At 66.3% G+C, this 20,773-nt stretch carries 23 protein-coding genes; 1 reads left to right on the plus strand and 22 read right to left on the minus strand.

The features are described from left to right. Positions 1-6 precede the first annotated feature (6 nt). Positions 7-267, minus strand: coding sequence for a hypothetical protein (locus ACF8ME_RS05710; protein ID WP_392415634.1), 261 nt, complete (start codon positions 265-267; stop codon positions 7-9). On the opposite strand from ACF8ME_RS05710, the gene ACF8ME_RS05715 reads away from it, so the two are divergent. Then, positions 266-436 carry a hypothetical protein gene (locus ACF8ME_RS05715; protein ID WP_392415636.1) on the plus strand — a complete coding sequence of 57 codons (171 nt, stop codon included), beginning with the start codon at positions 266-268 and terminating at the stop codon, positions 434-436. The two genes, ACF8ME_RS05710 and ACF8ME_RS05715, sit on opposite strands and share 2 nt — an antisense overlap. 259 nt (positions 437-695) lie before the next feature. On the opposite strand, the gene ACF8ME_RS05720 is transcribed toward ACF8ME_RS05715, so the two are convergent. The 21 genes from ACF8ME_RS05720 to ACF8ME_RS05820 all read right to left on the minus strand — a co-directional run bounded on the left by ACF8ME_RS05720 (position 696) and on the right by ACF8ME_RS05820 (position 20,726). Then, on the minus strand, positions 696-1,082 hold the full coding sequence (locus tag ACF8ME_RS05720) for a Mor transcription activator family protein (RefSeq protein WP_017406055.1): 387 nt from the start codon (positions 1,080-1,082) through the stop codon (positions 696-698). A gap of 45 nt (positions 1,083-1,127) precedes the next feature. Continuing rightward, a complete protein-coding gene (locus tag ACF8ME_RS05725) occupies positions 1,128-3,602 on the minus strand; it encodes a hypothetical protein (protein ID WP_392415637.1) in 2,475 nt (824 codons plus the stop codon). 149 nt (positions 3,603-3,751) lie between these two features. Continuing rightward, positions 3,752-4,774: a hypothetical protein gene (locus ACF8ME_RS05730; protein ID WP_061287675.1), complete on the minus strand. Its 1,023-nt coding sequence runs from the start codon at positions 4,772-4,774 to the stop codon at positions 3,752-3,754. Then, a complete protein-coding gene (locus tag ACF8ME_RS05735; protein ID WP_392415638.1) occupies positions 4,774-5,805 on the minus strand; it encodes a tail fiber domain-containing protein in 1,032 nt (343 codons plus the stop codon). Before ACF8ME_RS05735 ends, ACF8ME_RS05730 begins: the two co-directional genes overlap by 1 nt. A 49-nt stretch (positions 5,806-5,854) precedes the next feature. Further along, the gene (locus ACF8ME_RS05740; protein ID WP_392415639.1) at positions 5,855-6,310 is read right to left on the minus strand and encodes an N-acetyltransferase; all 456 of its coding nucleotides are present in this window, start codon (positions 6,308-6,310) and stop codon (positions 5,855-5,857) included. Continuing rightward, positions 6,310-6,729, minus strand: coding sequence for a tail fiber assembly protein (locus ACF8ME_RS05745; RefSeq protein WP_080945234.1), 420 nt, complete (start codon positions 6,727-6,729; stop codon positions 6,310-6,312). The genes ACF8ME_RS05740 and ACF8ME_RS05745 overlap by 1 nt, the downstream gene beginning before the upstream one ends. Next, positions 6,726-8,648 (minus strand): DUF1983 domain-containing protein, encoded by a 1,923-nt coding sequence (locus ACF8ME_RS05750; protein WP_392415641.1) that lies wholly within the window; start codon positions 8,646-8,648, stop codon positions 6,726-6,728. The genes ACF8ME_RS05745 and ACF8ME_RS05750 overlap by 4 nt, the downstream gene beginning before the upstream one ends. After that, positions 8,645-11,224 carry a hypothetical protein gene (locus tag ACF8ME_RS05755; RefSeq protein ID WP_392415643.1) on the minus strand — a complete coding sequence of 860 codons (2,580 nt, stop codon included), beginning with the start codon at positions 11,222-11,224 and terminating at the stop codon, positions 8,645-8,647. Before ACF8ME_RS05755 ends, ACF8ME_RS05750 begins: the two co-directional genes overlap by 4 nt. Before the next feature lie 42 nt (positions 11,225-11,266). Further along, positions 11,267-11,704: a hypothetical protein gene (locus ACF8ME_RS05760; RefSeq protein WP_392415644.1), complete on the minus strand. Its 438-nt coding sequence runs from the start codon at positions 11,702-11,704 to the stop codon at positions 11,267-11,269. After that, positions 11,701-13,494 carry a hypothetical protein gene (locus ACF8ME_RS05765; RefSeq protein WP_392415646.1) on the minus strand — a complete coding sequence of 598 codons (1,794 nt, stop codon included), beginning with the start codon at positions 13,492-13,494 and terminating at the stop codon, positions 11,701-11,703. The genes ACF8ME_RS05760 and ACF8ME_RS05765 overlap by 4 nt, the downstream gene beginning before the upstream one ends. A 2-nt stretch (positions 13,495-13,496) precedes the next feature. Continuing rightward, positions 13,497-14,543: a hypothetical protein gene (locus ACF8ME_RS05770; protein WP_392415648.1), complete on the minus strand. Its 1,047-nt coding sequence runs from the start codon at positions 14,541-14,543 to the stop codon at positions 13,497-13,499. Positions 14,544-14,546: 3 nt separating this feature from the next. Then, positions 14,547-14,963 (minus strand): hypothetical protein, encoded by a 417-nt coding sequence (locus ACF8ME_RS05775; protein WP_047218288.1) that lies wholly within the window; start codon positions 14,961-14,963, stop codon positions 14,547-14,549. A gap of 69 nt (positions 14,964-15,032) precedes the next feature. Continuing rightward, positions 15,033-15,665 carry a DUF6682 family protein gene (locus ACF8ME_RS05780; protein WP_392415650.1) on the minus strand — a complete coding sequence of 211 codons (633 nt, stop codon included), beginning with the start codon at positions 15,663-15,665 and terminating at the stop codon, positions 15,033-15,035. Then, positions 15,656-16,273 carry a hypothetical protein gene (locus ACF8ME_RS05785; RefSeq protein WP_392415652.1) on the minus strand — a complete coding sequence of 206 codons (618 nt, stop codon included), beginning with the start codon at positions 16,271-16,273 and terminating at the stop codon, positions 15,656-15,658. Before ACF8ME_RS05785 ends, ACF8ME_RS05780 begins: the two co-directional genes overlap by 10 nt. Positions 16,274-16,280: 7 nt before the next feature. Then, positions 16,281-16,667, minus strand: a complete 387-nt coding sequence (locus tag ACF8ME_RS05790; protein ID WP_061290141.1) for a hypothetical protein — start codon at positions 16,665-16,667, stop codon at positions 16,281-16,283. An 86-nt stretch (positions 16,668-16,753) separates the two neighbouring features. After that, the gene (locus ACF8ME_RS05795) at positions 16,754-17,203 is read right to left on the minus strand and encodes a hypothetical protein (RefSeq protein WP_209803151.1); all 450 of its coding nucleotides are present in this window, start codon (positions 17,201-17,203) and stop codon (positions 16,754-16,756) included. Positions 17,204-17,232: 29 nt separating this feature from the next. Continuing rightward, complete coding sequence (locus ACF8ME_RS05800) at positions 17,233-18,348, minus strand: N4-gp56 family major capsid protein (RefSeq protein WP_209803153.1); 1,116 nt, start codon at positions 18,346-18,348, stop codon at positions 17,233-17,235. Between the two features lie 60 nt (positions 18,349-18,408). Beyond that, a complete protein-coding gene (locus ACF8ME_RS05805) occupies positions 18,409-18,615 on the minus strand; it encodes a hypothetical protein (RefSeq protein ID WP_209803155.1) in 207 nt (68 codons plus the stop codon). An 8-nt stretch (positions 18,616-18,623) separates the two neighbouring features. Further along, positions 18,624-19,538, minus strand: a complete 915-nt coding sequence (locus ACF8ME_RS05810) for a hypothetical protein (RefSeq protein WP_061289094.1) — start codon at positions 19,536-19,538, stop codon at positions 18,624-18,626. Between the two features lie 25 nt (positions 19,539-19,563). After that, positions 19,564-20,085: a hypothetical protein gene (locus ACF8ME_RS05815; protein WP_392415654.1), complete on the minus strand. Its 522-nt coding sequence runs from the start codon at positions 20,083-20,085 to the stop codon at positions 19,564-19,566. Continuing rightward, positions 20,082-20,726: a glycoside hydrolase family protein gene (locus ACF8ME_RS05820; protein ID WP_392415656.1), complete on the minus strand. Its 645-nt coding sequence runs from the start codon at positions 20,724-20,726 to the stop codon at positions 20,082-20,084. Before ACF8ME_RS05820 ends, ACF8ME_RS05815 begins: the two co-directional genes overlap by 4 nt. Positions 20,727-20,773: the final 47 nt, after the last annotated feature.

Genomic DNA, 20,773 nt, shown 5'->3' on the forward strand with positions numbered 1-20,773 from the left:
AAGAAATCACGGCTGGCCGTCGAACAGGGCCGTGGTGGTGAATGCGACCTCGTACCCCACGAGGCCTGGGTCGGGGAAAACCGCCTCCTGGATGGAGACGAACTGGAAGGGGGTCCAGAAGCGGCCATCGACCGCTCCCGGCGACCAGTTGTGCAGTGCTTCGACCAGGGCTGCGAGTGCCTCGCCCAGCGTGGCAGCAGCTTGTGCGCCGCGCGGCACCACCAGGGCGGTAACCCAGGTCGGCTGCAACTGTGCCGAGGTCCTCATGGCGGTTGCCGCTGTGGCAGATGCCATGCGCACCTGCGCAGCAGGCACGGCCGAGCGATCGATGGACTCGCTGGCTCCGCTGACGCGCCAGCCCCTGAAAGCCGGCAGCGACCCGAGCCGTGCCGTCAAGACGGACTCGATCTGCAGCATCAGGCGTGCTCTCTGGTAGCGGCCATCACGCTGGGGACACAGCCGACTGCGGCATCCAGCGAGGCTGAGCTCAGGCCCGCAGTGTTGAAGGTGTTGTTTCGCGAGCTGGTGAACATGGAAAAAAGACCACCTGTATTCGTTGTTTCCGTTGCGCCCATACAGAGCGTGTTCAGGCAGTTTCTCTTTCCTCGCGTCTCATTTCCTGCCGACAAATGAGACTGTTTTCAAACACACGCCCGGCGCTGCAACGGTCGCCGTCCGCAGCGGTGCTGCACGGCTCAGCCCTCTACGGAAGGCGATGTCTCCGGACTGGAAATGCCGTTGCGTACCGAACCAGGCCGCTCACCCAGGATGCGGTACAGCTGGGCCCGCTGGAGTCCATATTTGGTCTGCAACTGCTGGCGGTTGACTCCGTTGAATTCACGGCGGATGGCTTCGTTGCGCTCCTTTTTGCTGGGCGCGGGCACGTAGATGGCAGCGCCGCGCGCGCCCATGCGCATGCCGCCATAGCGCTTTCTCAACCCGCGCAACATGGCCTGGGCGACGCACAAGGCCTGCGGACCGCTCAGGCCAAGCTCCTGTTCGGCAATCTCCAGCAGCTCGCACTCCAGCAACTGCGCCGCCGAATCCTCGGGCGGGCTGACGGATTCAATGGATGTCGTCATGGTGTGCAACGTCCCGGGTCGGCGATTCCTGCCACGGCCCCCGCGTCACTGCCTGGAGCCCACATCGCCGGACTCGCCCTTGTCCATGCCGGTGCGGTCCTGCGCGTCCACCCTCTGCCGCTGCGCATCGGCTTCGGTGCGTGGCACAGCGACGGCAGCGGGCAGGCCGTTGCCAGCAGGCTGCCCGCCCCGCCGCACCCAGTCGCGGGCAGGCAGGATGAAGTCCTCGATGATCCTGGCATCGGACATCGCCATGGGCCTGATGGACGGCAGTTGAGCACGCAGCCGCGAGCGGACCGCCTCGACAGCCTTTCGAACGAACCCCGCCTGCGGCGACTGCTCGGCCATGGCCGCCAGCACATCCTGGGCGGCGGCACGCCGACCCTCCCGGCCCTCGGCCAGCCCGTGCTCCTGGACCTTCTCACGCACATCGCGCGGGCGCGCCGCGACGATCTGGTCGAGCACGGCATCCATCCCTTCGCCAAAGGCACCCTGAAGACCATGCTGGCCTAGCGCCTGCCGGTATACGACCCGTGCAACCTGGGCCGGCGTATGGCTTGCATTGGCAAGCAGCTGGAGCTGACCATCGGCATAGAAACCGCGCGGCACCTGCGTGCCGCCATCGGCCCCCGGTTCCCTGCCGGCATCACGCATTGCCTGCGCCAGGCGGGGCTCCTTCAGGTCGAACATGACGCGCACCTGAGGCCCCTTGGCCCATGAGGCACTGATGGCATCAGCCACCTCTTTCACCTTGCCCGTGGAGGCATCAGGCGCCGGGTTTGGACTCTTGTCTGCATCCTGGCGCGAAGCTGGCTGTGCCGCAGCAGGCGCTGTATGGGGTGCCGAGGCGCCATCGCCCGCACCGACCTCCGCTGCAGCTGGCAACGCGGCGGGCAGTTGTCCATCCGGATGGGGCCGTTGCGCCGCAGCGGCGGGCGGCCCGGAGGAGTCCTGTGCACCAGAAGCCTCATCCGCAGTAGGCTCCCCACTCCGCCGCGCACCCGGGGCAGGTTGCATGGATGCCTTCTCGCTGCCCGGCACCGGCGCGCTGTCTTCAGCGACAGGGGCGGCGGGCGCATTCTCGTCGCCCGGTGCACGGACCGTGGCATCCTCCACGGGCGCTGTGCGGTCAGCCGAGGCGTCCTTGCGTGCAGCCTGCACGGCTTTCCAGTCATCCTGAAGCAGTTCCCAGGCAGGTGTTCCCCTGCGCAGCCTGCCAATGTTCTCGCCGCGCTCGGACACGAACTGCAACCAATTGCGGGCCTGCACCGTAGCTGGATCGAAGGCCGGCGCATCGCCGCTAGCAAAAGCATCGGCCGGCACTTGCCGGTGCTGCCTGGCGCCTTGCGGCTTAGCCTCGCCACCGGCTCCACGGCCGGATTCCGCAGGCACTGGGCTGACGGCCTTGTCCGGTCTGGCAAGGCCTGCGGGGGCCTCCAGAGCAGACTGGCCTGCGTCCGCCAGCGCCGGTGGACCGGGCCTTGCAGACTCCGGGCCGGTGACGGGCAGCGCTGCATCGCCCTCACTGCCCGCCTTGCCTCCCCGGGCATGACCACGCCTGGCGGCGATGGCGGCGACGCCCGCAGGCGGCAGGCCGCTGACAGCGGCCTCCACCGCCGTGCGTCCGACATTGCGCGACAACGGCCGCCCATCGAAACCGCCAGCCTGGTGGTTTGTCGCGACCTGGGGCAGTACGTCATCCAACTGCTTGCCCAGCACCGCCGATGCCATCGCTCCGGTAGCGGCATATCCCCTGCCCGCCAGAGCACGCTCGATGCGGCGCTTGCCAGGCAGCAAGCCGGTCAAGCTGCCTATGGCAGCTGGCAACACCGACTTGCCGAGGGCGATCCGTACCGCCTCGTCCTCCGGGACGTTCTGCTTGCGCAGCGTGTCGCGGATCTCTTCGAAGGCTTTTCCACGGGCGCCCCCCGCATTCATAAGTGCCTCTGTAGCACCTGCCATGGTGGTGCCGGCTGTGGCCGCCAAGGCAGTGCTTCCTCCCGCGGCCAGCGTGGCGATCTGCCCCACCCTAGATGCACCAAGGCCCGGGAGCACACTGGGCAGATTCGTGAAGATGAAGCGCGCGATCAGTGCGGGGTCCGAGCTGTAGGCCCGCGCTGCCGCGATGGATTGATCGATGATCGAATCCTGGTCCGCCGCGCTGATCAGCTTTTCGGCTTCGGCCAGCTTGCGCTGCATCACGGGGCTTTGTGCCTTGCGCCAATGCTCGCCATTGCTGCGGAAAAAATCCGCGACACCGGATGAGGGCGAAAAGAGGTTGACAACGCTGCCCAAGGTTGCATTCACACCTTCAGCGCTTTGCACGCCGGCATCTGCGATCGCCTCACCCCAGCTGCGCTCCTGTGGCTGTGCAGGCGGCTGAGCAGGCACGGGCCGGTAGCGTGCGCCGGCACCGATGCCGGTCACATCCATCCCGTCCAGCAATTCGAATGCCTCTGGCTCGTAGGCTTGGAGGCCCTTCTGGTTCCGCGCTGCGGGCGTGTATTGCTTGCTGCTCATCTGATCCCCTTTCGGCAAGATCACAGACTGGCAGGCTTGGTACGGTGGACCAGGGGTGCTCCGACCGCCACCGGAGTTCATGCCACCTGGAACGCCCAGGTCCGCGCAAAGGCTGGCCTACCAGATCTGGCCGCAGAATCAACAGGGACCTACCTGGAGGGTTCCAGCATCGGGCCGCCTGTACCGACACTGCGGCCGGGACGTAGGCTGCGCTCAAACTCGCTCTGGGAATACTGGTACAGATTCCTCGGATCATCTATGGACTTGAGCATGCCCAAGGCCTCTTCGCGGTCCCTCAGGGTGACAGCAGGCAAGGCTCGGCCATCCAGGTCAGCGCGCTTGATATGCAAGGCGCCGCCCTGCCCCGCTTCGATACTGGAAATCCTGATGCCGCTGGGAACATAGCCGTTGTAGAGATCGCGCAGCGGTGCATAGTCGCCCTCGGCCATGGCAGCGGCAGCCTTTGCAGCGGCATCCCGGCGCGACGGGGTATCCCGCTGGATCTTGATGTACGACTGCGCCATCGCATCCCTGGTGACCTGGTCCGCTTCCTTGAAGTATCCAGCCTGTGCCAGCGACGTGACACGGCGCTGGCTATGGGCCAAGTGGTCATCCACCGTCGCCTCGCGCGGTTGTCCGCTGTGATCGACCAGCGACGCCTGGAACCTCTGCCGCAGCTCTCCCTCGATACGGCCCAGACCGTCATCCAGTGGCCCTGGCCCTGCATCCCGTGCCCGGACACTGGCATCACGCTCCACCGGTTGCACTTGCCTGCGCACTGCCATGCTGCGTTCCGGGTCGTATCTGGACAGGACCTCGGCCACCGCCGTCGAGCGCAGCTGATCAATGCGTTCCTTGTTGGCTTCGGCGCTGCCATCGAACTGTTTTCCCATGAAGTTCGTGGTCAGGCCCTGCATGGCCATCGTCTTGGCGTCACCTGCCTCGTTGCTGGCGACGTAGGCATTCTTGGTCTGGTCGAAGTCGATCTTGTAGCCCTGCGCAGCCAGCCCCTCCAGCTCCTTGCCCTGCTCCTCCGTGTAGGCCTGGGACTCCGTGGGCTTTGCATTCACGGCATTGGCCACCTCTATATCCCGCCCCACCTTGGCCGTGGTGTCATAGGCCGCATTGAAGTTGTTGAAAAAATCGGCAATAGGAGAACGTCCACGGCGCATTACTTGACCTCTTTGAATTCAATACCGAGCGCGTCGTAGTCCACGCGCATGAAGCCCGACTCGTCCAGCAGAACCGCGTCGGGAAACCGCTTTTGCACCTCATCGGCCATCACACCAACGTAGCGCCGGTCAGGTTCAGCCGTATAGGCGAACTCGTAGAGGGGCAGGCCTGTGCTCCCATCGACGCCGATGCGCACCACACTGGTCTTAAGGCGCCGGTCGGAAGAGAAGATCCCCATCTTTGCCAGCCCTGCAGCCGCGCCACCCAGCCCGCCAAGAAGCCCACCCACGGAGTCGTTCGATTGCATGTTGGCCTGGTGGTTGGCCTGGGCGCCCCACATGCTGGTGGCGTTGCTTCCCATCTGGCCGGCCATGCCACCAGCCTGCCCGTAGCCCGAGTTCAGCCCCGCCAATCCGTTGTTCGCCACCATCTGGGCCGCTGTGCCGAAACCCGCGCCCTGCCCTGTGGTCTGCATGCCCATGGCCGGGTAGCCGGCCAATGCGGTTTGTGCGCGGTCGGTGAGCGCCCTGCCCTCGGCACGCGCCGCCGTGCGGGCCGAGTTCTTGCCGGTGGCCATGGCCAGGGCTTCGCCAGCTGCGAGCGCGTTGGAGGCGGCTCCATATTTGCCGTCCGCAGGGTTGATGCCCATGCGCGCCATTTCCGCGTTCTGGGTGCGCTTGGAGCTTTCGTAGACCTGGGAAACATCGGCGGCCGCCTGGCCGGCCAGTTCCTCGCGCTTGGCCTCCGTGTCGAAGGTGCGCGCATCCTCGACCATAGTGTCCTGCAGGCCCGTGAGCTTGTCGCGGCGCCCCAGCGCATATTCGCGGTCTTCCTGCGACTGCTCCCAGGCCTGCCGCTGGGTGTCCAGCGCGAACTGCGTCTGCTCCTTTTGCAGCGGCGCCATCTCATCCGACTGGCTCAGGATCTTCTGAATGGCAGCGTCCTGGATGCCCATGGACTTGACCTGTGCTTCGACCAGGCGCGGATCGGGCGCGGGCGCGCTGCTGCCCTTTCCGCCCTCCAGCGTCATGCGGCCACCAGGTCGTGGGCAGAAGGCCCGTTCGGGCAGAAGATCAAATTCAGTCGTGTGCCAGCGCATGCCTGCACTCCTTTTTCCACATCACAAAAATAAGCACGTCGCCGCCGTCCGGCGCCGCGCCGTGTAGCCGGGCCTCCTCACGAAACCCCAGGTGCTGGTTAAAACGCCGCGCCAGGGCGTTGCTCTCGTTCACGTAGCCGCTCACGCGCTCCACGCCGCACACCAGAAACGGATAGGCAAAGCAGGCGCGCAGGTAGCTGCGCACGAGCCAGCGCGCGCCGGGCTCGGCCGCGACGTGCATCCAGAGGTTGCGGCCGTTGAAGCCTTCATAGAGCACGCCGGCCACCAGCCGGCCGCCACGGCGCAGGCCAATGGCGCGCATGTCCTGGGCGCGGGCCAAGCCCGGCACCAGGCCCTGCATGAAGGGCAGCACCGCGTCGAGGTCATATTCGAGGGAATGGGGCATGCCGAGCACGGTGGCAGGCTTGGCACGCATCAGGCGGGTGCCGTGGGCCACACGATGGCCAGCGGGTCGGGCTGATCGGTGATGTCGCGCAGGGCCTGCCGGTAGGCAAGCCAGGGCGCCGGCATGGGCTCGCCCGTCTCCTGGGCGCGCAGCGTCACCCAGTCGCATGCGGCCAGGCGTGCATCGCGTTGGCCACGTACAGCGCTCCATGCCAGGCTATCGTCCAGTTTCCACGCCTGCTCCTGGGGATCGAAGCGGTGAAAATGGGACGGCCTGGGTGGTTTTTCGACAAGTCCCCCGCGCCAGTAATAAGCGTCGGGATCGCCCAGGGGTCCAGGGATGCGACGGTATGAGGCATTCGCGCCGGGCATCTCACGCAAGGATTTGAAAGGCGCGTTACCGCAACGCAGTATGTTGCCCGCGCTATCGATCTGAATGAAATGAATCATCGACGGCCCCCTGTTCCGACCAGATTGGCACTGAACACTTGCAACGTGCTTCCCTCAAGGTTCTGGATTTGGAGCGAATAGACGGTGACGCCGGGTGGCGGTCCAGCGTCAAACCCCGAAATCAGGGCGGATTGCTGAAAGCCTGCGGCAGCCGAAGTTCCGGCGAAGCGCAAGGCATTGCCGCCGCGCGAAATCGTCAGCCCGATGGCTCCCGAGCCGCCATTCGGCATGAAATGGGCCATGCCGATCAGCACCACGCCCGAGGCACCACTGGCGGGGTTGTCGATCCAGATGTTGCAGATGGTTCTTGTCTCCCCTGGGGCCAGCGTGAAGGGGCTGGTCACAAGATCGCTGGTCATGGACGTGACCGAGCCGCCCGCGATCTGCAGCGTGCCCACGGCCGCCTGCCCGATATAGGCCGTACCAATGGCCGCCGTGTCCATGAACACGCCGATGTTGTTGGACGTGATGCGCTGCAGCCGGTTGATGAAGTCGCTGGTGTTCATCGTCGTGCCGTCCGGAAACGCCACGGTGTCGCCGATGCGGGCCTTGTCCTTGGTGGCCAGCGGCCCCAGGCCATTGACCTGGGCGGCCTTGAGATTGCGCAGCCATTGCGCGTCCAGGCCGTTGGCGTCCAGGATGACGTTGCCCGCGTTGTCGCGCACGGTGAGCCCGCGCGTGTCCACCTTGCGGGCCGCCACGGTGCCGTCCACCAGCAGATCGCCGTTGAGCACGGCGGCGGGGATCACCCAGGCCGCGCCCATCCAATGCCGGGTCTGGGTGAAGCCGGCGCCGTTGCTGATGGTCACGGCATCGCCCACGATCAGGTGGTTGGTGTTGGGCGCGCTGCCGCTGTTGCCCAGGGCCTGCCAGACGGCTTGGCGCGCGGTGGCATCGCTCCAGAAACTGCCGCTGGCCGACAGCAGCACCGAGCCGCGCAGGCCGTCCACGAGCTTCTTGCCCAGGCCGTCGATGCGCATGTTGCCCTTGAGGTAGACGTTGCGCTGCAGGTAGATGCCGTCGCCATCGACGCCGAACACTACGTCCTCGGGCCGCGGCGTGCTCATCTGGCCGGCGTTGTACCTGGGGGAGACGATGGCGAACTTGTCGGCCATGATGATGAAGGCGCTGGAGGTCTTGCCGTTGACCTCCTCGGCCGCGATGCCGTAGCCGGCAAGGGCCCCGCCCGCTTGCACCTTGAGCGTGTACTGCGCGCGCAGGCCCTCGCTGTAGCCGGCCAGCACCGTCATCTCCTGCTCCAGCATGGCGCGGCCCGGTTTGCCGTCCTGGTAGTAGTTGCCCAGCGACGCCTGCAGCTGCAGCACGTTGGTGGCCATGGCCCGCTGGCCGTCCGCGAACGCCGCCTGCGTGGCGCGCAGGCCTGCGCTGGCGTTGCGCAGGCTGGCAGTGACCTCGCGCACGGCCATGGCCAGGCTGCGCTCGTTGGTCTGCACCACGGTCTGCAGCTCGCGCACCTCGGCGCCGCGCTTGGCCGCCTCGTCGGCGATGGAGCGCAGCAGCTCGTCGCGGATCTCCTGCGCCAGGTGGTCGAAGCGGCTGGGGTCGTCCAGGGTCTTGGCCAGGCTCTTGAACAGTCGCGATTCGATAATCTCCTTGGCAAAGCGGTCCACCGCCACGATGGCGGACAGGCCGCCGCCCAGGTCGATGACCGTTTCGCCCTCGCCGGGTGTCTTGTCCTTGGCCAGCAGCTGGGTGACGCCCTGCACGGAGCCCTGCAGGTCCAGCAGCTCGCGCAGGGTCACGCCGCGCTCAAACTCGTTGCCACGGCCGCCGGAGCGCACTTCCAGGTGCTCGGTCACGGCCTGCATCCAGTTGGACAGGGCCTTGTCCTGGACGTTGACCCTGGCCAGGGCCGGCAGGCGGGCCACGCCCGTATCGATCTTCTTGCGGTTGGTCATACGCTGCGCAGCTCCTCCGTGGTCGAGCACAGCACCACGCTGGTGACGCGGGCCGCGCCCTCGATCTCCACCTGGTGCTCCAGCCAGCGCCCGGGCGGCAGGCGCTGCGGCTGCAGGTCGGTGAACTGGGCCGTGTGCTGCAGCTGGCCGTCGCCCCACAGGCGCAGGGTGATCGGGTGCTGGGCGTCCTGCAGGCCGTAGACCTTGGCCCAGGCCAGCGGCAGCTGCTGGCCCTGGGTGGCCAGGCCTGTGCGCCAGCGCGCCGAGCGCAGGGCATCGCCCGTGAAGCATTCCAGGATGTCCTGGCCGCGCGCCACGTACATGAGGTCGTTGAAGCGGTCCACCCAAACCGCCGTCACGCCCGCGCCACCCAGGTCGGTATGGCCGAGCTTGGCCCCGTCCTGCGCGCTGAACGCCAGGCAGCCGCCGCCGGCCCCGGCGTAGAACAGGTAGTAGACGCCCTCGTGCTCGGCCGCGAACATGCTGGCCGGCTGCATGCGCTGCCAGTCCTGGCGCGCGATCAGCTGCCGCGTCACCACCTGCACGCCGCCCGGGCTGGCCAGGCACAGGCCATCGGGCGAGGCATAGAGCACGCCGCCCTGCACGGGCACGATGGAGCGGCGCGCGCTGCAGGACTGGTTGCTGTCGAGCTTGATGGCCGACATCTGCGCCGAGTGCGCGCCCGTCACGAAGTACGGATTGCCGGCCGTGCCCACGAACAGCGTCTGGTCGAACACGGCCATGCCCACGATGGGCCATTCGGTCGTGACCTGGTAGTCCACGGGCCAGGCGTAGGGCACGTAGGGCTCGCAGAACGCCACGGTGTTGTCGATGAAGCCGGCCATGATGCCGTTGGGCATGCCCGTGAGCCCGCGCAGGTAGGGGTTGGCGCCCACGCTGGGCTTGTTGTCGCCCTCGTACTGGCCGTCCATGCGATACGGCGGCGCGGCCCAGGTGAACTGCGGCTGCAGGCTGTCCAGCTCCTCGCCCTTCTTGTCATCGAGGAAGCTGGCCACGGAGATCTGCAGCTCCTGCACCAGCTGCCAGGCCGCCGCTGCGGCCGAGGCGTTGCTGCGGTAGATGCGCCACTTCACGACGTGGCGCGCGGCATGCTGTTCCCCCGTCATGGCCTGGGGCCGCTGGATGGTCACGGTGTCGTTCTGGTCCACCTCCAGCATGTCGGAGATGGGCGACGGCTCGGACTCCTCGCCCCAGTCGGTCACAAAGGCCACGACGTAAAAGCGCGAGTCCACCACGCGCTCCACGGTCTTGCCCGCTAGGTCGGCCACGCCGCCCAGCTGGTCCAGCCAGGTGCCGATCACGGCCGTATCGCCCGTGGCCGCGATGTACTGGCTGGCCAGCTGGCTCTGGATGCTGGACACCAGGGTGCTGCAGCGCTGCTGGATCTCCACCAGGCGCGCGTTGAAGCTGCTGGCCTGGGCCGAAGCATCCGACTTGCTGTCGGTGTAGGCATCCTGTGCCTTGAAGAAGTTTTCCAGCTTGAGCCGGTACTGCACCCAGTCGGGATGCTCGATGGCGTTGTTGTCCGCGTCAAAGTGGTACTGGGCCACGCTGGGCTCGGTCGGCTTGGTGGGCGCCGTGCCCGCGCCGGCCCAGGACTTGGACAGGGCCAGGTCCGCGAATTCCTTGAGCAGCTTGTCCAGCTCGCTGCGCCAGTTCGTGCATTTGCTGCCGGGCGCCACCGAGGCCTCCACCAGGTCGGCCAGCTTGGCTGCCTGGTCGGCCGTGAGCACGGTTTCGCCAGAGCGCTCGCCGGCCGTGTCCGGAAACTCGTGCCGCTGCAGCGCCTCCACCAGCGCGGGCCTGCGGAAGGGATAGCTGTATGGCATGGCGGCCACCGGCACGGCCCAGCCGCTGGCCGTGCTGATGGCCCCGAGCCGCGTGGTGTCCATCTCGCAGGCCTTGGCGCGGGCGGCCGAGACCACGGCATGGAGATTCCCAGCCCAGGCGCCGGCCCCTACGGCGGTAGACAGGGACAGCCCGTAGTTGGATGTGGCGCCGGCATAAGCCTTGCCATTGGCATCCCAGCGGATCGCCTCCTGGTGGCCCTCGTGCTGGATCACCGTGGCCAGCAGGTCCGCGCGCACCAGCTCGGCGAAGTCGCCATACAGCCAGGTCTTGGCCTCCTCGGTCGTGAACTCGTCCACCACCTGCAGCGTGACCGTGGGCTTGACCGGACGCACCACGCCCAGCAGCCGGTCGTTGCCGCGCACGTCCAGCGCACGCGGCGCTGCGCTGCCATCGTTGGTGGTCTGGTAGGTGCGTTCGGTGGCCTCGTCGTTGATCTGGCCCTTGACCAGGGACAGTTCCTGCGCCCAGGAGCGGATGGGCGCGGCCGGGTTCTGCTGCACGGCGCCGCTGGCATCGCGCGCGAAGCGGTGCAGCGTGCGGGCGCCGGCCAGGCATGCCGAGTGGCGCCGGTCGGTGGCCAGCGGCCAGAACTCGGAGCTGGGCAGAAAGAGGTTGAAGTGCTCCCGGGCGAAGTTCGCGCCCAGCGCGCGGTCGGACACGCTGGGCGCCTCGCCCGGGAATGCGGACAGCTTGTAGGTGGTCATGGCCTGCAGGCTGGCAGGCTTGGCACCAGCGCGGACTGGCCGCTACAGCACGATGGCCGCTGCCGCGATGAACAGCTCATCGAGCTGCTGCTGGCTCAGGCCCAGCTCCGCAGCGACACGCGCGAGGAATGGGCTACTGCGCTCCCAGTTCACCGTGTCGTTCAAAGCGACCTCGGCCAGCAGCTTGTCGTTGGGATCTTCGATGCCGGCCATGAAGGCCAGCACCTGCGGCCACAGGCCGGCCTGGATCAGCGCCGCCTTGCCCTGGGCTCGGGTGATGGTCGGAGGCACGGGAACTGGTAGCGGGTCCGCAGGCGCCGGCACATTGCCAGCCGAGCACCAGGCCAAGTAGGCCAGGTAGTCGGGATTATGGTTCGGAAACTCGGGCGTGTCGGTAATGGCGATGGTGGACGTGGTGCCATCCGCATTTTTGCGAAACACGAGCTTGTCGTGGGAGAGTTGGTAGATCGGTGTTTTCATGTCAACTGTGCTCCAGATACCAGCTGCCCCGCGCCTGCTCCAGGAATCGCGCCACTTCCCGCCCCAGCGGTACTGATGGTGGAATTTCCAATAGCGTAAAACTTGACCCCCGGTCCGCCCAGCGAACCTGTTACGGTATTATTCACCCACACAACGCCCGAGTTTGTAAGCGCGTTAATAAATGAACTCAAACAACTCGCCCCAACAAATGTAGTGCGCTGGCTTGCCACATAAATGCGGCCATAGTATGTGGCGTACAGACCATAGGTGAAATTGCAGGCAATTGTAATATTTCCCAGGATGACATTTGCGCCATTTGAAGAATAGATCAAGACATAGGGATTGACGTTATTTCCGCCAAATGTCACATCAAACATGTCCAAAAGACTATTGTGATCTGCATTGATCAAATAGGTGTTGGTGTTTCCTGGCGATGCGATCACCGAGAGATTTTTGATAGTTACACGGCATCCCACCATGGAAAACGCAGAGATGCCGTTGGCCGCCTCGATGTTCGTGACCCCCGCGCCTGCGCCGTCGAAGGTGAGATTGCCGCTGAACGCAGAGTAGGCACCGATGTTGACGCCAGCGAAGTTGCCCGGCCCCACCTTGACGACGGTCCACACCGTAGACCTGTCAATGAGGTTTACCATATTAATCGCTTGTTGCAGCGTCCTGAATGCTCCGGCAGCTGTGTCCTGCAGCCCCGTGTTTGCATCGTTGCCATCAGCACGCACGTACAGCGTTATGCCGCCAGAGGCATAATTTCTGACTCCCAGGTTATTGCGCGCCTGGACTACGTTTGTTGCACCAGTCCCACCACTGCCAACCGGAATCACTCCACCAATTTGGCTCCAACCGGACCATGACGCATCATGTTTAGTCCTGGTGTAAATTATTCCAGAATCGGGCCTACCGGCAAAACACTGTTGTGCGACTTGAGTAAGGCGGGAAGCAACGCCGAAAGTCAGAACATTCCACCATGCCGTCTCATTATTTGTAGGCCAATCCGCGCCCGCTGTGCCGCCTGAATAGTAAGAGACATAGCGCCCAATCGGCGCATTTGCCATGAGCGACGGACTCTCGTATCTGGCATACAGGTCCGCACCAACAAATCCGTTCAATACCGTTTGCAATCCCGAGATGGAATCAATTGGCTGTGTCCCCGTGTGCGTGCTCCGGTCACGCAGCAGCGCGTCGGCGGCATTCTTGGTCGCCCCCGCCGCCACGCCGCCGAGTTTCGCCGCCGCCTCATCGGTGAAATCGTTGGTGCTCAGGCCCTTGCCTGACACCTTGTCCACCTTGCCCTGAAGGTCCGACACCAAGGCCATGGGCTGGGCGAACGTCGGGTTCGGATACTGGCCGGCCAGCACGCCCCCTGCCGGGCCAGACGGGGGCCGGGGGTTCGACATGCGCTCATCCGAAGTCTGGACGACCTCACGCATGCCTCCGGCAGTCATGCGCATCTCCAGCAGGTCGCCCGAGTTGTAGGCCCGGGGCGCCGTGCCTTCCTGGCCGCGCAGAACCGTCAGGCGGCACTCGCCGATCACAGAGTTGTCCACGGCGGTCACGCGCAGGATCTCGTAGTCGGTTTCGAGCGAGCCGTTGCGCTTGTAGGCCGTCAGCACGTACCAGCCACCGGCGGGAGGATTCAGCAGCGTGCCGGCCGCGCCATCGGACACGCGCAGCACACCGTAGTCCAGCTCGCTGGCCGGGGCGCCTGTCTGCGGTGCCGCGCGCACGTCAGCGATGAACTGGGTCTGGAAGTTGTTCAGGTACAGCTGGGGCATTTCTATTTTTCCTTGATGGGCACGATCAGCTCCACCTCCTTGGTGCGGCCGTCGTTGGTCGTGGCGGCCACGCTGATCTGGTACTTCTGGCCGCTCAGGCCGCCCGCGTAGATCCAGACCTTCACGCGCTGGCCCACGAAGGCAAAGGACGGCGGCATGGGCATGGCGGGCTGCACCTTGAGTTGTACGGAAACTATCTCGTCGCCTGGCGGAAACCAGTCGGCGAACTCGATGTCGTAGTCCTGCGTGTCTGCAGGCTGCATGGGGGAAGTGCGGAACATGCTTTGCCCCTGGTCTGTGACGTAGAAGGTGGTCATTCCTGCGGGCACGAGGAAGGTGCGGGATTCGGGCGCCTGCTCATCGAAGGGCAGGCGCTTGTGCACGGCCGGATCGATCTCGATGAAGGCCAGGCCCTGGGCCTGCAGCGGCGCGCGCACCAGGCGCTGCCCACGGGCCGTGATGGCAGCCCTTGCCTGGACCAGCGCGGCCAGACGCGCCTCGACCCGCCCCTGCGTGACGACAAAGGCCTGGCCCTTGCCGTCCACAGGCGAACGCAGCCAGCGGCGCACGTAGATGCGGCCATCGACAGAGCCACGGGCGGTGGGGGTGGATTGCACCGGGCCACGGCGAAGTAGGCGCGCCTGGGGCTTGAAGTTGGCACGCGCGGTCGCGTCCACCCCAATGCGTGCCTGCACATGGGCCGTAACCGTGGCGCTCGCCCGGGCCGTTGCCGCGACGCGCCCGCGCACGGGCGGCAGAGTGACCTTGACGATGGCGCGACCCGTGGCTGCCAGCAGGCTGCGCACATGGACCCGGCCCAGCACGCCCTCGACAGCTGCGCGCGCCACGGAATCGGCCGAGAGCTTGGCGTGCACGCGGCCCAGCGGGCCGGTCAGCGCAGCAGCTGGTGCCGAGTGGACCACGGCATAGGCGAGCACTCTGCCACCGGCACGCACACGGGCATAGCCCTTGGCGTCCACGCGGATGCGCACCACGGGATCGGAGGCCCGCCCGTTCAGCGCAAAGCCATTGAGTGCTCCCCGGTTCATGGCTTACAGCAGCTGCAGCGTGAAGTCGCCCGTCAGGGCCTGGCTGTCCACCAGGAACACGTCATTGATCTGCAGCGTGCGCGGCGTGGGCAGCGGCTCGGAATACATGAGAGTGGCCGTGCCATCGGTGGCCGAGTCACCTTCCATGATTCCGATGTGCGTGACCGTGACCTGGGCGCCTGTGACGGGCGGAAACTCCGCGCGCACGGCGTTGTAGGTGGCGCCGTTGTTGGGCGCAGCAAAGGCGCCCGTGGGCACGCGCTGGTACCAGGGTGCTGCTACCTCGGTGCCGGCGGTGAAAGCGTCGGTGGGGTCTGCCGTGAACAGGGCGAAGAACGTGTTGCGGATGGCCGGGAAGGCCTGCTTGCGCAGCGTGGCGCTGATGATCGCGTTGGCGAGGGATGTGCTGAAACCAGCCATGACGGCTCCTATGGCTTCGAGCACTCCAGCGCCCCGATTGAAGATGTCTGCCAGGATGGCAGGCTTGGTTCACTTCTGGGCCACGGCCGTGGTGGCCGCAGCCTGGGCCTGAATGCCCAGCGCCTCGTTGTAGAGGGCACGGTGCGCCGCCGCGATGGTGGCGTTGCCGCCGAACTCGGCGTCGATGGACCAGGCCCGGAACAGCACGAAGTGCCGCAGCGCGTCCATCCAGCGCTCGGGCACGCTGGGCGTCCCGTTCTCGTCGGCCAGGTCCACGGCCGCGACACCCACTATGGCGCGCACCTTGGTGCCGGCGGCCACGGGCGGATAGACCAGGAATTCCTGGGGCGTGCCCAGGTCGTGCATGTAGTGCTGCACCTCGCGGCCCGGAGAGCCCGAGCGCCAGGCGCCGGCCACGGCGTCCAGCACCCACAGATCGGTCTTGGTGATGCGCCGCTGCGTGGCGTTGGCGTTGTTCGTGATGTCGATCAACGTGAGCACGTCGGCCGGCAGCTCCTGCCGCCAGCCGGCGGCCAGCACCAGGTCGCGCGGCTGGGCCATCTGGTCCGGCCGCTGCTCGGCAAAGGCACGCTGCGCGGCGTTGAACCAGTCCAGCAGATCCGCACGGGTCCAGCGGATGTGCCCCTTGTCCTGCAGGTCGCGCGCTGCATCGTCCAGCAGCTGGGCCACCGTCAGAGCCATGACGCCCTCCCCCGCGAGCCGCGGCTGGTGTTGGAGCGCCACACGTCGGCCGTGGCGTCATCCATGGCGCGCTGGAAGAACGCCAGGGCCACGCCGGCCTGGTCGGGCTTGTAGTAGTCCGTGCCCTCGGTGGCCAGCAGCTCGGCCTTGGCGCCCTCGCGGATCGCCTCATGGTAGAGCGAGGCCACCTCGTCGGGCACGCTGTTGCCGCGCAGGGACGGCATCAGCGAGGCGTAGACCTGCAGGCGGCCCGTGCTGCCCGTGCGTACTGTGAATTCGCGCAGGTTCGTCGTGACCAGGTAGAGCTTGCCGCGCAGCTCGTGCTGCCAGGGATCGGCAGGCAGATCGCGCGCCTTGGCCACCTCCAGCGGGCGCCCGGCCAGCGTGGCACGCTCCAGGCGCAGCAGCTCCGCGCCCTGGGGCAGCTCGAAGGTGTATTCGGCGAAGGCCTCGCCAGTCACGTCCGTAGGCTCCAGCCATTCCTGCCAGGCGCGCGTGGCCTTGAGGAAGGTGCGCGCGGCGCGGTTCAACGCCAGGTGGATGAGCGGGACCGGCGCCTTGGGGGCTGCCAGGACCAGTTCGGGCAGCCAACTTTCCCAGGAGGCCATGATGCGTTTAGCCGATCACTTGGGAAGCGCGCGAGGCCTTGCGCACGCGGCCAGTGGGCAACGAATCCGACTCCTGAGGCAGGCCCGTGCCACCGTCAAAGTCGTCATTGCCCTCGTCCGGCCCCAGGCCGGGCGGAAGGACGGCGCGCGCCACAGAGGTACGGCCAGCAGCGGGAGGGCGGCGCGCTTCGCGCTCGGCGGCCAGGCGCAGGAATTTCTGCTCGGCCTCGAAGTCCTCTTCGGTCTGGAAGTTGCCAGCACGCAGGTATTGCGCATGGGCCTCGCTCTCGACCTCGCAGGCAAGAGGCTTGCCCTCGAAGACATAAGTGGTGCCCTTGATACGCACGATCAGGGTTCCGTCCTTGCGTGCGGGCAGCGAAGTGAACAGCTTCATGGTTTGGTTCTCCGGGGTTCAAAAAGCCCCGGCGGCCGATGCCACCGGGGAAAGCCCCTTGCGGGGGCGCACACATGAGCGCGCTGTCAGGCGTTCGTGTAGATCAGGTCCAGCGTGAACAGGCCGGCAGCCGTGCCTGCGCCCGAAACCTTGAGGATGATGCGTCGGTCTTCATCCTTGGTTGCGAGTTTGGCGAAGGCCGCTGGCACGAGGTGCGCGTAACCACCGGCTGCACCCACATCGTTGTCCGTCACCCAGGCGCCGCCGCCGTCGTCGGCCGCTGTGCTGATGTCGCCGGCCGCATCCGCCAGGCCGATGGAAGCCTTGAAGCCCGCGCCCAGGGCGGCCGGCACGCGGATGTACAGCGACACGGGCAGCGTGCCAGCGGGCAGGATGCCGATGACGCCACGGGCACCGACTGCGTGGTCCGCCACTGCCAGGGGTTGGCCGAAGCGCGAGCGCACCAGCTCGGAGCCGCCGGGGGTGATGGGGGCCTGGTGGCCTGCAGCCACGGCACTGAGTTGCTTGAAAGCCATGTCTGACTCCTCTGATTCGTTGGGTTGGGTCAGCGCGACGCAGCGGCCGTGTCGATGCCGTAGACGCCGTGGTCCTGCTTCTCGCCCTCGATCTCGAAGACCGACTTCTTGACGCCGAAGATGGACGACGTGGTGATCACGACCTGGTTGCCGTTGTCGCGGGTTTCCTCATGCCAGCCGTAGCGCATGCCCGTGCCCGGCGAGCCAAACGCCATCACGCCGGCCTGCGCACCCATGAACAGCGCACGCGCCGTCTCCAGGTCGCCCGTGGCACCGTGGGTGTTGTGGCGAATCACGTTGCGGTGCGAGTGCAGCACCACGTTGCGGTACATGCCCAGCGCGCTCTTGAACAGCGGCGACTTGAAGCCCACAGCAGCGGCCGCGGCCTTTTGCAGTTCCAGCCAGCCGCCCGTGCCGGTTTCCTTGCGCAGGTCGTCTTCCTGGAAGGTGTGCATGACCATGACGAACACTTCCTCGCCATCGACCACGCAGGGCTGCATGACGGGGATGTTGGTGGCACCGCCACCCTGGCTGTCCGCCCGAACGCGGGCACGGTCCACCACGGCCAGCGACATCTTGTCGGTGGCATCCAGGTTGGCCACCGCCGTGGCATCGCCGCCGAACAGGTGCTGGTTGGGCGTAGGCGCCGTCAGCGGGTTCTTGGCACGGCCCTGGTAGCCCAGCGGCAGGATGAAGTTGGCATTGATGCCGCGCGAGCCGGACAGGTAGGTGAAAGTCAGTTCGTCCTGGAAGCGGCCCCACCAGTTGGCCTGCTGCTGCTTGGCGCGCATGCGCAGATCGTGCAGCGTGCGCTTGCGCGACATGCGGCCGCCCGTGTTGACGCCGCCACGCGCCTGGTCGATGTACAGCTCATCGGTGTAGAAACGCTGCCCTTCTTCCTTGCCCTCCAGCACATCGTCGCCCTCGACGGGCGCCATGCGCAGCTCGGCCAGCAGGTCATAGCTGACCAGGTCACCGGCTTCGGATTCCAGATCCGTCAGCAGTTGGATTGGCGTCTTGGCGCCCTGGCCCACGGCCGCGAAGCGCTTGCCGAAGTACGAGGCTTGAGAGACATCGAGAGCCAGGTCGCCGGAAAAGCGCTTGACCGCGCGGGGGCTGTTCACGCCCACCACTGTTTTGCCCATAGGAGTGCTCCTGTGTGGTAGCGAGCACTCCAGCGCCCCGGTTGAAAAATGGTTCAGCCCTCAAGATGGCAGGCTTGGTACGGGCCGCGAGGACGCCGCGATCTTGCGAACGCAGGTTTCCGGCGCCGCCGCGATCACCATGCGCGCAGCCTGCCCCTTCTTGTATTCCAGCTGGATGCGCACACCGCCCACCTCCAGCACATCGCCCGTGCGCAGCTCCATGAAGATGCGGCGCATGTCGGGCGCCGATGCAGTTGCCTGTGCCATGGGCTCCTTCACAGCGAACGCAGGTACTGTGCGCGCCTGTCTTCGGACAGGCGGCCCAGCGCGCGCTCGTAGTCCAGGCCGGTGAGCTTGTCCAGCTCGGCGAACTCGTCGCTCACGGGGTCGGCATCGCCCGCGCCGCCGGGTACGTCGGCCAGATTGGTGACCACGGCCGAGGCGTCGGGCCTGCGTTGCGGGTCGGCCCGCCTGCCTGCGATGGGAATTCCATGCAGGGCCAGCACGCGCTTATGGGCCTCCTCCAGAAACCAGCGAAAAGGCTTGTCTTCGTTGCCGGGTGCCGAACCCAGGGCCTTCACAAAAGTGTCCAGATCCGCCTGCTTGCCGTGGTCCGTGTAGTAGTTCACACGGCCCAGTTCAGGCGTTTTTGCGGCTTCGTCCAGGAAGGTGCGGATGGAATGGGTCCAGGCGTCCCTTTCGGACTGCTGGCGCATTTCTGCCGACACGGTGGCGCGTGTTTTCACGTCGCGCAATGCATCGCGCTGGTCTTGCAGCCGGTCCAGTTCCGACTCCATTTCCTCATGGTCCAGATCGCCGTCGTTGTACCTGCGACGCACCTCGGTCATCGCCGCCTTGTTGGCCAGTACCTGGTCCTCATAGTCCTGGGGCAGGTCCACCCTGTAGCCGGACGCCTGCGCCAGCGCCTCCCGGGCAGCCTTCGCGGGCTCCGACCCTACTCCCTGGATATGCTCTGCTGCAGCATGTTCACGGGACTCCAGTGCCGCTACAGCCTGATCAGCGGGCTCGCCATCGGGGGACGGGGCACCTTCGGCTTCAGCACCCAAATCACCGCGGCCCAGCGCCGCAAGCGCAGCCTCGTTGTCTGCATGGGGGTCGTAGTCGTCTTCCTGCATGGAGGAACGCTCGGCGTCGGAGAGAAGGCGCAGTCGATCGTCTTGGTTGCTCATGGTTGAATATTCCTGATGTGCGTGCTCAGGGAAGGTTGGCAGGCTTGGTACGGGGCCATGCATCGCCCATCAATCGGGCATCAGCGGCGTGGCCATCAGCCGCTCGCGCGATATCTGCACCGCGCTGCGCCATGAGTCCACCTCGCTCTGCCAGGTCTTCGAGTAGGGCTGTGCAGGTGCTGGCGTACCGGGCAAGGGAGGGCCGGGCAGCTGCGTCGATACGTTCGGGCAAGCCGGCGAAGTCGCCGCGCAGGCCTGAAGCAGCAGCGTGCATGTCACGCAGGCTGCGCTCAAGATCCTGCTGAGCTGCGGCATTGCGCTGCTGGGTACGCTGGTATGTCGCAAGTGCATTGTTCAAATCCCGTGAAAATGCGGCCACGTCCTGCGCGGCCTGGCGAACGCTGGCCAGTTCAGTGCTGGCTGCATGCAGCCTGAGCTGCTCGAGGCGCAGCCCATGGCGCTGATCCTGGACCCACCAGGCACAGGCCGCGCCCAAAGCAAAGGCCGCAGCGGCAGCCCAGGTCCGTGCGAAGAGGCTGGAGATCAAGGCACGACCCTCCACTCAAGGCAGATTTCTCCATTCGCCTCGCCTCGCAGTTGCAGGCCGGGCAGTACGGTGGACACACCGCGGATCGTGCCGCGGTTCCAACGGCGGTTCTCGCGGCAGGCGCCCGCAAGGTCACCTGCGTTGGCCTTGCGCAGCAAGGTGCTGTTGGCAAGGCTGCCCGCCCCCTTGTTGTGGACGAAATCGATGAATTGGCCCTGAACGAAAGGGTCGTAGGTCTCCCAATGCACCAGCAGTTGCCGCGCCTGGCGCTCGGCCAGCAGATAGCGACCGCGCTCCAGCGCATAGCAGTCCGCAGGGCTGTACCAGCGCCCGGCAATGACGCCATCACCCGTGATGCCATTGCAGACGGTCAGCGGCTGCCCCTTGCCCAGCCTGTCGGCATAGGGTGCCCCGATGTGTCGCCCGCTGCTCTCGTAGAACGAACCCAGAACCATGGCGACCTTCACGCCGGCCGTTGTACCGGAGTCGTCAGCCACGGCTCGTACATAGGAGTCAAGCAACGCCGGCGCCTCGAGGTGCCGGGTCACCAGCGCCCCGCCCGCGCCCATTGCGGCAAGCACCACCAGTGCCGCCAGCCGCCCTGCCAGCCGCACCGGCACCTTGGAGTCCTGTGGGGCCATCATGCACTCCCGATGGCCGGCGACCATGGCCCGGCATCGCGGGCTGA

Source organism: Delftia sp. WSY_7, from assembly GCF_043104845.1.
GTDB lineage: Bacteria > Pseudomonadota > Gammaproteobacteria > Burkholderiales > Burkholderiaceae_C > Comamonas > Comamonas tsuruhatensis.

What these genes read in the sequence shown, in the direction of transcription:
- ACF8ME_RS05740 (WP_392415639.1), bottom strand. Translation starts at nt 6,310, where the DNA reads ATGCGTGCCAAGCCTGCCACCGTGCTCGGCATGCCCCATTCCCTCGAA.
- ACF8ME_RS05715 (WP_392415636.1), top strand. Translation starts at nt 266, where the DNA reads ATGGCGGTTGCCGCTGTGGCAGATGCCATGCGCACCTGCGCAGCAGGC.
- ACF8ME_RS05790 (WP_061290141.1), bottom strand. Translation starts at nt 16,667, where the DNA reads ATGAAGCTGTTCACTTCGCTGCCCGCACGCAAGGACGGAACCCTGATC.
- ACF8ME_RS05710 (WP_392415634.1), bottom strand. Translation starts at nt 267, where the DNA reads ATGAGGACCTCGGCACAGTTGCAGCCGACCTGGGTTACCGCCCTGGTG.
- ACF8ME_RS05775 (WP_047218288.1), bottom strand. Translation starts at nt 14,963, where the DNA reads ATGGCTGGTTTCAGCACATCCCTCGCCAACGCGATCATCAGCGCCACG.
- ACF8ME_RS05735 (WP_392415638.1), bottom strand. Translation starts at nt 5,805, where the DNA reads ATGACGCTGGAGGGCGGAAAGGGCAGCAGCGCGCCCGCGCCCGATCCG.
- ACF8ME_RS05720 (WP_017406055.1), bottom strand. Translation starts at nt 1,082, where the DNA reads ATGACGACATCCATTGAATCCGTCAGCCCGCCCGAGGATTCGGCGGCG.
- ACF8ME_RS05795 (WP_209803151.1), bottom strand. Translation starts at nt 17,203, where the DNA reads ATGGCTTTCAAGCAACTCAGTGCCGTGGCTGCAGGCCACCAGGCCCCC.
- ACF8ME_RS05810 (WP_061289094.1), bottom strand. Translation starts at nt 19,538, where the DNA reads ATGAGCAACCAAGACGATCGACTGCGCCTTCTCTCCGACGCCGAGCGT.
- ACF8ME_RS05730 (WP_061287675.1), bottom strand. Translation starts at nt 4,774, where the DNA reads ATGCGCCGTGGACGTTCTCCTATTGCCGATTTTTTCAACAACTTCAAT.
- ACF8ME_RS05745 (WP_080945234.1), bottom strand. Translation starts at nt 6,729, where the DNA reads ATGATTCATTTCATTCAGATCGATAGCGCGGGCAACATACTGCGTTGC.
- ACF8ME_RS05755 (WP_392415643.1), bottom strand. Translation starts at nt 11,224, where the DNA reads ATGACCACCTACAAGCTGTCCGCATTCCCGGGCGAGGCGCCCAGCGTG.
- ACF8ME_RS05750 (WP_392415641.1), bottom strand. Translation starts at nt 8,648, where the DNA reads ATGACCAACCGCAAGAAGATCGATACGGGCGTGGCCCGCCTGCCGGCC.
- ACF8ME_RS05785 (WP_392415652.1), bottom strand. Translation starts at nt 16,273, where the DNA reads ATGGCCTCCTGGGAAAGTTGGCTGCCCGAACTGGTCCTGGCAGCCCCC.
- ACF8ME_RS05760 (WP_392415644.1), bottom strand. Translation starts at nt 11,704, where the DNA reads ATGAAAACACCGATCTACCAACTCTCCCACGACAAGCTCGTGTTTCGC.
- ACF8ME_RS05805 (WP_209803155.1), bottom strand. Translation starts at nt 18,615, where the DNA reads ATGGCACAGGCAACTGCATCGGCGCCCGACATGCGCCGCATCTTCATG.
- ACF8ME_RS05765 (WP_392415646.1), bottom strand. Translation starts at nt 13,494, where the DNA reads ATGCCCCAGCTGTACCTGAACAACTTCCAGACCCAGTTCATCGCTGAC.
- ACF8ME_RS05770 (WP_392415648.1), bottom strand. Translation starts at nt 14,543, where the DNA reads ATGAACCGGGGAGCACTCAATGGCTTTGCGCTGAACGGGCGGGCCTCC.
- ACF8ME_RS05800 (WP_209803153.1), bottom strand. Translation starts at nt 18,348, where the DNA reads ATGGGCAAAACAGTGGTGGGCGTGAACAGCCCCCGCGCGGTCAAGCGC.
- ACF8ME_RS05780 (WP_392415650.1), bottom strand. Translation starts at nt 15,665, where the DNA reads ATGGCTCTGACGGTGGCCCAGCTGCTGGACGATGCAGCGCGCGACCTG.
- ACF8ME_RS05725 (WP_392415637.1), bottom strand. Translation starts at nt 3,602, where the DNA reads ATGAGCAGCAAGCAATACACGCCCGCAGCGCGGAACCAGAAGGGCCTC.
- ACF8ME_RS05820 (WP_392415656.1), bottom strand. Translation starts at nt 20,726, where the DNA reads ATGGCCCCACAGGACTCCAAGGTGCCGGTGCGGCTGGCAGGGCGGCTG.